Below are 7,223 nucleotides of genomic sequence, written 5' to 3' on the forward strand. Positions count from 1 at the left end.
CGCCTGCTCGAGCAGGCGTTGGTTGTAGAGCGCGCGGTGGATGTCGATCTCGTGGGAGGTGCCGGAGGCGACGACGTCGGCGAATTCGCGACGAATCACGCCGGGTACCTCGGGATCTCCGTCGATCCCGACGAACTCACACGACAGTTCGCCTTGCTCGGTGTACACCTTGACGCCGGCAACGTCGGCGACGACCGGTGCGGTCAGTGAGAGAGCGGCCTGGCTGATGACCCCGTTCTCGTGGGTAGCCGTGAGGATGTACCAACGCCGCGGGTCACCGGCACCACGGACGTCGATGATGGGACCGACGGCGGCATCAAGCATGTCCAGCACATGGGGCCCCTGGTCGAGTAGCGACCCCTTGTCGACGCGCCACGGCGTGGCAAAGGTGCCACCCGGGAGGGCTGCTTGATTGATGTAGCTGCCAATCGCCCCAATGGGTGTCGCGGCTCGGGCGTGTTCCAGGAAGGTGCGGATGCGAGGGCTGAAGCGGTTGGTGTACATGACCTGAGTGGGCACTCCCGCTTCGTCAACGGCATGGACGAGTTTTTCGGCCTCTGCGAGGTCGATGCCCAGTGGCTTCTCGAGCAACATGGGCTTTCCCGCAGCTGCGGCCTGAGCGGCCAACTCGGCTTGGACGAACGGCGGGACCGCGAACACCAGGGCGTCGACGGAGTCCAACAGTTCGTCGTAGGACGTCGCCACGGTCGAGTCGAACGCCGTGGCGATCTCCTTGGCGGCCTCGGGGCGACGAGCCCACACCGCGGTCAGTTCCGTCTCCGGCCCGCCGGTGATCATGGGGGCGTGGAAGAGCTTTGCCCACGGCCCTGCACCGACCAGGCCGATTCGTACTGCGGTCATCGTGGTAGTCCTCTTTCGCTCGTGTGGATGGTGTGTTCGGCACGGGTGGCTTGTCCGACTGGGTATGTCATGTCGAGATCCCCCACGGAGCACGCCCCGGGCAGGTGTATTGCCTTGGCACGGTGGGTTCCTCGGGGATTGGCGAAGCTGTCATGTGGATCACGCGACCCCGATCACACTACCTAACGTTCGTAAGCTAGGAAAGGGCCAAATTATGATGCCGCCCCCTGCGGTCGGGTGCCCGCCTCGGTGACAGGACCGCTCCGACGAATATCACGTTTCGACTCGACTGACTAACGATAGTTAGGTATCGTACGTCACATCTCGTTTCGTCAGTCGGGGCTCCCGACACGCTCCCTCCTCCAGGAGACCAGATGTCCTTGCAGCCAGAACATTCCGCCGCACCACCGCCGGGAGCCGACGCCGCAGTCAGGCCCGCCGGGGGACAGGTCGCCATCATCGGGTGCGGTCCGTCGGGCTGCTACACGGCGCTGGCATTGCGCCGCTTGGCGCCCGATGCCCACATCACCCTCTTCGACCGCCGAACGACCCCGTTCGGTCTCATCCGTTACGGTGTTGCGCCCGATCACCAGGGGATGAAGAACGTCAGCCGACAATTCGACCGCCTCTTCGCCTCTGACCAGGTGCACTTCGTCGGCAACACCACCGTCGGCGAGCACCTGTCAATGGAAGACCTGGAAGCCAACTTCGACGTCGTCGTCGCCGCCACCGGGCTGGCCGTTGACCGGCCGTTGAGCGTGCCCGTCGAACCACGGGCCCACGTGCTCGCCGCGGGACAGCTGCTGCGATTCCTCAACGGTGACCCCGACAGCATTCTTCGCAACGGATCGCCGGCAGCTCTGGGCGCCGACGTCATGATCGTCGGCGCCGGAAACGTGGCGATGGACGTGGCCCGGCTGGTGTGCAAGGCCGACGACGGCTTTCACGGCTCCGACGTCGACGACGACGCGCGGGACGCTCTGGCGGTGTCGGGCATCCGCACCCTGACGCTGCTGTCACGCAGTTCGCGCGAGGGCGCACGCTGGGATCCGTCGATGTACACCGAGCTGTGCGCCGTCCCGGGTGTCACGGTCGTCATCGACGGCGTCGTCGACGAACGGTCCCTGACCTCGGAGCCGGACGCTTCCCGCGCCCGCGACATCCGGGTCGACATCCGATTCAACGAGACTCCCCTCAGGGTCGACGCCGATGACACGCACTGCGTCGTGCACACCCAGACCACGTCGCCATCAGGTGGCCCCAACACCGCGCCGCGCGCCGGCGTTCACCGTGTGGACACCGTGATCACCGCCATGGGTTTCGTCGACTCACCCAACGAGGGATGGGCCACGGGGGACCGGGTGGAACGCGTCGGCGGCTGCGGCAGCGGGACATTGGGCAATCTCGCCGAAAACCGGGTCCTGGCCAAGGCGGCTGCGCAACGCGTCGCCAGTCGGCTTCTCGAGGACCGGGGCCGGCCCGGGCTCAAAGGTGTGCACCACCTCTTGCCGCAGCACGCATCGAGCTTCGCGGACTGGACAAGCATCGACCGCGCCGAAACCGCCCGCGCCCGCCCAAACCGGTTGCGCACCAAGTTCACGTCGTGGTCAGACATGTCCGCGGCGATCGCTCAGCAGCCCGCCACGCGTACCCGCGACTGACTCACCCCCGTACATCCACGTCAACCACCCACTCAAGAGGACACGTCATGACACTCATCCACGTTTGGTACGGCACCGAATCCGGCAACGCCGAGATGGTGGGCGACGAAATCGTCGCAACGCTCGAGGAGGCCGGCATCGACACCAAGCTCAGCGAGCTGACCGACGTCGACGACGTCGACGAGGCTCACCTCGCAGTGCTCATCACCTCCACCTACGGAGAGGGTGGTTTGCCCGCGACCACCGAGCCCTTCTACGACGCACTGGTCGCCCGTCGGCCCGATCTGAGCTCCCTGCGCTTCGCCGCGTTCGGCCTGGGGGACAGCAGTTACGAGAACTACAACAACGCCATCAAGACCATGTCGGCGTTGCTCGTCGAACTCGGCGCCACCCAAATCGGGAGCACGGGCCGACACGACGCAGCCACCGGTCTGGACCCGGCGCAGATCGCCGCCGACTGGGCCCGCAACGACGCCCTGCCGCTGCTGGTCCCCGCCGAAGAACGAACGCCTGATCCCGCCCCGTCATTGGACAACGACCTCTTCCCGTGGAACGACAGTGAGTTTCAGGCCAACCCGCACCCCTGGTACGACCGCGCCCGTGAGCTGGGCCCGGTCCACCAAACCGACGCGCGTACGTTCGTCATCCTCGGCTACGACGAAGCCATGAAGTTCGTCAAGGCGCCCAACATGAGCATTCTGGAGCCCAACGGCGAAGGGCAGACGCCATTTGGGGCGGCCTTCAACAACACCGTCTTGACCATGGACCCCCCCGACCACACCACGGCCCGTCGGGTGTTCTCCCGGTGGTTCACACCCAAGCTGATCAAGCAATGGGTGGAGGCGACGCGGGAGTCGATGACGGGCATCTTGGCCACCTACGAACCGGGCCAAGTCATCGACGCCCACTACGATCTCGGCGTCGTTCCCACCCACACCACGATGGCGCAAATCCTCGGATTCCCCGACGGTGAGGTCGAACCGTTGTTCTGGGCGTTGTGGAACGCCATGCTCATCCAGGCCACCGACCCGGCACCGGGAACCGAGGAGAAGTCCGTCGAAAGCCTGAACTACATGTTCGGCGTCACCGAGAAGCTGCTCAAGGACAAGGAACTCAATCCCGGCACCGGCCTTGCCGACGAACTCATCGCGGCCAGCAAGCGCGGCGAGATCACCGAACGTCAGGTGTTGGAGAACATGGTGCTGTTCTATATGTCGGGGGCCCCCAATCCTGCCTACCTGGTCGGGGCTGGCTTCGAAATCTTCGCCGAACGTCCCGACGTGTTCCGGGACTACCGCGACAAACCCGAAGCCCGCGAGCGCATCGTCAACGAGATCGCCCGCCTCAACCCGGTCGAGCTACTGCTGACCCGCTTCCCGACCGAAGACATCGAAATCGCCGGCACGGTGATCCCTGCCGGTTCGACGGTCAAGTTCCCGATCGGTGCGGTCAACCGCGATCCCGCCGTGTTCGACCATCCGCACGAGTTCGACTACGAGCGGCCCATGGAGACGAGCAGAAACCTCACCTTCGGACTCGGAACGCATAGTTGCGCAGGTCAATTCATTGCCCGCGCCGAGATCGACGTCATCTTCACGATGACTGCGGAACGCTTTAGCACCGTCACGTTGACCCAAGCGCCGATCCGCGTCATGACTGACCGCCTCGTCGCCTACGACAAGATGCCCGTCACGTTGAGCTAACCCGTCGATGGTAGCCGCGGTATCGCGGCCACCCCCACAATCGCCCCCGCTGGCGCTTGAAGTGGTCACTTCTGGCCAGCTGGCAATGAAGGAACGACTTGCCTACCGACGAAACCCTCAGCTCGCAACGCGGCACCCACCAAGACCGGCGCGCTTGCGCGCCCCTCGGTGGCCGGTGACATGACTCGTCAACTCGCCACGGGTCACGGCACCTCAGCATCATCGACGCGACCATTACCATCATGACGGTGAACACTTCGTCAGCGCCTGCATCGACGACGGCGTCGCCGTCGGAGGACGTCCACGAGTCGTTCCGTCATCGGGCACTCGACGAGTTCGCTCGGCAGTTCGACTCTTCGCAACGCAGCTCGATGTCCCCTGCCAAGCGGCGAGTTCTCGAAGCGTTCCTCAAGCTGTGCGTGAGCCACGGCATGGATTCGGTCAGCATGCGGGATCTGGCCAAGGAGCTCGACATCAAAGCCCCCAGCATCTACACGCATTTCGCCGGTGGCCGCGACGAAATCATCTCCGAGTCGATGCGGTGGCATTACCACCAGTTTTGCCAAGCGCTTCTCGACGCCGTGGACGCTGCGGCTGATGCGTCCGAGTTCTGGGATGCCATGGTGCGGCTGCACTTCACTCGCCAAGTGCAACTCCCAGAGAGCGACCTGTGGGACCTCATCGCAGCCACCGACCGCACCGCCCACGTGCTCCCCGCGGAGCTGAGCGCCAAGGTCACCGCCTGGGTCGACGCCTATGAGGCGCTCTACGTCTCCGCGGCACTCGACATGGGAATCGCGGACACCGCGCGCCGCGTCAAGATGGTCATGACGGTGCTCGAGGGTTCCTCGCGTTGGTTCGGTTCAGATCATTCCTCACGACGAGCGGTGAAGGCCGGCGCCGACCAGGCGGTCCTGGTGACGCGTCGCATCCTCGAATTACCCATTACCTAGAAAATCTGTGCATTTGCCCTAATTCAAGCGGGCCTTCGCGGGACTGACTAACGTGAGTTAGTCGCGTCGCTCAGGGGCCGTAACTGCTCATCTGTACGTACTCTCAGGAGCAAAAATATGATCAAAGCAAGGCGCGCGTTCGACCACGTGGGCATGGCCGTGCCCGACCTCGACCAGGCGGTCGAATTCTTCGTCGACGCCTTGGGGTTCGACGTCGTCATCACCGCAGGACCGTATGACGACTTCGGCTACGTGTGGCCCGGGGATTCCGGCCCCGAGCGAGGCACGCTGCGTCAAGCGAACCTCGTACTGGGCACGTCGTTCAACTTGGAGCTACTCGAATACACCAACCGCACTGCGGAACTGCCGAACAAGGTCGCGCGACCGGCCGACCCCGGGGGATGGCATCTGTGCCTGCACGTGGACGACATTCACGCCGCCAGCGCGGAATTGGCCGAACGCTCGGACACGCAGTCCATTTCGGAAATCATTCTCGAAGAGGGCGACCCCATGGACGGACTGCTGTGGACCTACCTGCGCACCGACTGGGGTTTGGTCCTCGAACTCATCCAGTGGAACCCCGGACTGCCCTACGAGCGCAACACGGCACTGCGGATGGCGCTGCCGCAATGGGCTCCCGCGCGACTTAACCATCTCGAACACGATCGGTAGTCGCCCCCGTCAGAGCGCGGCCTACCCGTAAAAGCGCACGGCATCGACAGTTACCGGAGCGAATCGCGCCTCGAACAGATGAGGGAGGCATGTCGTGACCATCACCGCCGCCACTCGCCGGCGCTCGATCCGTGACCGGTGCGCAGTTTCTGCATCTGCAGTGCAGGGCCCGCGTCATGGCCGTGTCCGATGTTGCCGTTGGCCCGGACTTTCGGCGCGCCGCGCGATCACTGACAAATCGCTGCCGGTGAGGTCACTCATTACTGAGCCGCCGCGCAGGGAGATTAGTAAGCCGATTGCCCCGGCGTGACGGGCGACCCCCGGACGGCTGTCGCGCTTCTCGCGCCGAACGCGAATCGGCCAGCTGTCGGGCAGGCCACGCATGCACCTGGCCGGACCGCGCTCCCCGCCCACCCCGGTACGGGTAGGCGCCGCGAAGAACAGACACGCAACGACGATCCCGCCGCATCATGGCTAGCCGGTTGCGGTGTCTCGAAGCCACGGTGGGGGAATCAGCCGGGCCGAAGTGCCTGCCTCGTACGGTAATTGGCCGGGCTCCCAGCGGAGAAGCTCGATGACCAGACCCCACGGCGTCAGCAGGTACACCCATTCCAGTCCATCGATGGGGCCGCCCTGCTCTCGCTCCACCACGCCGAGAAAGCGGACGTCGTTGCGCTTTCGGAGCGCATCGACAAGGGCATGGATGTCATCGACGTAGAAGGCCAAGTGTGCGCCGCCGCGTTCGGTGGGCCGAGGTGCCTCGGGGCGGTCCACCCGTGACCGATCCTTGTATTCGAGGAGTTCTACGTTGTGCGTCCCGCAGTGGCGCAACATCGCCAGCCTCACCGTCGCCACCTCCGGCTTCGCCTCTCCGGGCCAGAAGTAGCCGCAGTCGGAATACGGGCCAGCGCGAAAGATCTCCTCGCAGCCAAAAGCTTCCGTGAAGAAGGTGACCGCCTGGTCGAGGTCGGGGACCGTCAACCCGACGTGGTCTACGGCCAATCGCTCGTTGTGCATCAGTCGGTTCTCCCTAGTCGGTCCGAGTTATGGCGGTGCGCCGGCCGGCCAGTGGAAGCCATGGCCCGGCGAATACACCAATTGAAAAACATTGCAGCTGGCTATGTTTCGGTGCCGCGGACGGGTTACCGCCGCACGACGCGACGACCGGATCAGGGACCGGACGGTCGTCGGCGAGGCATCCCGGCGGTGTCGACGTCCGCGCCTCTTGCGCGAACACCCCTACCCGCCGAGACACCTCGCCGACGATGACGCGTCAGTTCGCTGCCGACTCCGCGGTCGACGGGGTCTGCGCTTGTGCTTGGCCGGTGGGGTCGGTGGTGGTGTCGTCGATGGCGCGGCCGAGGCCGGCGTAG

6 protein-coding genes are annotated in these 7,223 nt (G+C 64.8%); 4 read left to right on the forward strand and 2 right to left on the reverse strand.

Translation table 11 applies throughout. From position 1 onward, the window contains the following. The coding region (locus tag B1790_RS20880; RefSeq protein WP_079925169.1) for a Gfo/Idh/MocA family protein at positions 1 to 861 on the reverse strand (861 nt) is incomplete at its 3' end. A gap of 374 nt (positions 862 to 1,235) precedes the next feature. Between B1790_RS20880 and B1790_RS20885 the strand changes: the two genes are divergently transcribed. The 4 genes from B1790_RS20885 to B1790_RS20900 all read left to right on the forward strand — a co-directional run bounded on the left by B1790_RS20885 (position 1,236) and on the right by B1790_RS20900 (position 5,850). Then, on the forward strand, positions 1,236 to 2,522 hold the full coding sequence (locus tag B1790_RS20885; RefSeq protein WP_079925170.1) for an FAD-dependent oxidoreductase: 1,287 nt from the start codon (positions 1,236 to 1,238) through the stop codon (positions 2,520 to 2,522). A gap of 47 nt (positions 2,523 to 2,569) precedes the next feature. Next, a complete protein-coding gene (locus tag B1790_RS20890) occupies positions 2,570 to 4,225 on the forward strand; it encodes a cytochrome P450 (protein ID WP_079925171.1) in 1,656 nt (551 codons plus the stop codon). A gap of 248 nt (positions 4,226 to 4,473) precedes the next feature. Continuing rightward, positions 4,474 to 5,178, forward strand: coding sequence for a TetR/AcrR family transcriptional regulator (locus B1790_RS20895; RefSeq protein ID WP_233165240.1), 705 nt, complete (start codon positions 4,474 to 4,476; stop codon positions 5,176 to 5,178). A 117-nt stretch (positions 5,179 to 5,295) separates the two neighbouring features. Then, positions 5,296 to 5,850 carry a VOC family protein gene (locus B1790_RS20900; RefSeq protein WP_079925173.1) on the forward strand — a complete coding sequence of 185 codons (555 nt, stop codon included), beginning with the start codon at positions 5,296 to 5,298 and terminating at the stop codon, positions 5,848 to 5,850. A 474-nt stretch (positions 5,851 to 6,324) separates the two neighbouring features. Here B1790_RS20900 and B1790_RS20905 read toward each other — a convergent pair whose 3' ends face one another. Beyond that, positions 6,325 to 6,867: a VOC family protein gene (locus B1790_RS20905; protein ID WP_079925174.1), complete on the reverse strand. Its 543-nt coding sequence runs from the start codon at positions 6,865 to 6,867 to the stop codon at positions 6,325 to 6,327. Positions 6,868 to 7,223 lie beyond the last annotated feature (356 nt).

The sequence above is a fragment of the Mycobacterium sp. AT1 genome (assembly GCF_002043095.1).
Taxonomy (GTDB): Bacteria; Actinomycetota; Actinomycetes; order Mycobacteriales; family Mycobacteriaceae; genus Mycobacterium.

Bases quoted from the DNA above. Each gene is read 5' to 3' on its own strand.
- B1790_RS20885 (WP_079925170.1), top strand. From the start codon at position 1,236: ATGTCCTTGCAGCCAGAACATTCCGCCGCACCACCGCCGGGAGCCGAC.
- B1790_RS20890 (WP_079925171.1), top strand. From the start codon at position 2,570: ATGACACTCATCCACGTTTGGTACGGCACCGAATCCGGCAACGCCGAG.
- B1790_RS20900 (WP_079925173.1), top strand. From the start codon at position 5,296: ATGATCAAAGCAAGGCGCGCGTTCGACCACGTGGGCATGGCCGTGCCC.
- B1790_RS20905 (WP_079925174.1), bottom strand. From the start codon at position 6,867: ATGCACAACGAGCGATTGGCCGTAGACCACGTCGGGTTGACGGTCCCC.